Source organism: Aetokthonos hydrillicola CCALA 1050 (assembly GCF_017591665.1).
GTDB lineage: Bacteria > Cyanobacteriota > Cyanobacteriia > Cyanobacteriales > Nostocaceae > Aetokthonos > Aetokthonos hydrillicola.
Genome location: NZ_JAAKGC010000402.1, coordinates 1 through 1,313, shown reverse-complemented (window position 1 = coordinate 1,313; position 1,313 = coordinate 1). Strand labels below are relative to the sequence as shown.

2 protein-coding genes and 1 pseudogene are annotated in these 1,313 nt (G+C 42.0%); 2 read left to right on the top strand and 1 reads right to left on the bottom strand.

Features of this window, described 5'->3' with window-relative positions; genetic code table 11:
- Nucleotides 1–100 (top strand): annotated as a pseudogene (locus tag G4P69_RS38335) (50S ribosomal protein L32); the annotation flags it as partial.
- 153 nt (nt 101–253) lie between these two features.
- Nucleotides 254–850, top strand: coding sequence for a sulfite oxidase-like oxidoreductase (locus G4P69_RS38330; protein WP_208343128.1), 597 nt, complete (start codon nt 254–256; stop codon nt 848–850).
- Here G4P69_RS38330 and G4P69_RS38325 read toward each other — a convergent pair.
- A partial coding sequence (locus G4P69_RS38325; protein ID WP_208355228.1) for an aldehyde dehydrogenase family protein occupies nt 843–1,313 on the bottom strand: 471 nt, incomplete at its 5' end. The genes G4P69_RS38330 and G4P69_RS38325 overlap by 8 nt on opposite strands.

Sequence of the window (1,313 nt, the reverse complement as noted above, 5' to 3'; positions counted from 1 at the left end):
AGTTGAAGCTCAAAAAGCTTTGTCTCTAGGTAAGTCCATTTTGACTGGACGCTCTACATTCGTCTATCCATCAGCAGAAGAGGAAGAAGAAGAGGCATAAACCAGGAGTCAGGAATCAGAATTCAGAATTCAGAATTCTGATAAGCTCGTAGTTGCGCTCCAGCGCAATTACTTAATTAGGCATTACTTTTGAGCGATGATAGAGTAATTGTACTAACAGTAAACTGTCATCAAATAGCCTTTTTGTGCTGCTATGATAGGCAAATTTTTTCAAAAACCTACAACGCAAGAAAACGAACGTGTTCCCCCTGGTCAATATTTGGCTAAAGGGTTCCCTGTGTTAACTTATGGTGAAACACCAACAATTAGCACGGACGAGTGGAAATTTCAAGTTTCGGGTTTAGCAAAACAAGCCATATTTACTTGGTCAGACTTTATGAGTCTACCTCAGCACGAATTCACAGCAGATTTTCACTGTGTAACGCGCTGGTCTAAACTTGATGTTAAATGGACTGGCATTAAGGTAACGGACTTCATGAAGCTTATTGAAGTAGATCCTAAAGCCGCCCATGTAATGGAACACAGCTACGGCGGTTATACGACGAATATTTCAATAGAAGACTTCGTGCGAGAAGAAAACTTCTTTGCCTTTAAATTGCTTGGTGAACCATTACCACGAGAACACGGTGGTCCCATGCGGCTTGTTGTTCCTCACTTGTATGCTTGGAAAAGTGCCAAGTGGATCAACGGGTTGGAGTTTACAGCAAAAGAAGATTTAGGTTTTTGGGAACGTAACGGCTACCACCGCCGAGGCGAACCTTGGGCTGAGGAACGTTACAGCACTAGCTAAACAGTCGCTTGATCCAAGGCAATTTACCCTCATAAGGGGGGTACAATAATTTAAAATCCAACATAAGAGGCTTGTTTAATACGCTTTTGTGATGAGAAAAGGTGTCAAAGCCAGCTTTGCCATGGTAGCTACCAATGCCGCTATCATTTACACCACCAAATGGTAAAGATGGGACAGCAGTGTGCATGAGTGTGTTATTGATTCCCATTGCACCGGAGGAAGTCTCAAGGCAAACTCGTTTCTGTAAACTTTTGTTGTTGGAAAATAAGTACAAAGCTAGGGGTTTTGGTCTAGAGTTGATTAAAGCGATCGCCTCTGCTATATCTGTATACTCAAGGACAGGGAGAATGGGACCAAAAATTTCTTCCTGCATTATAGGCTCTGTTAAAGAGACATTCTCAATAACTGTAGGGGCAATATAACGATCTGAAGAATCAGTTTGCCCACCTATTAGAATTTTGCC

Excerpts from the sequence above, each read along its gene's own strand:
- G4P69_RS38330 (WP_208343128.1), top strand. The coding sequence starts at position 254 with ATGATAGGCAAATTTTTTCAAAAACCTACAACGCAAGAAAACGAACGT.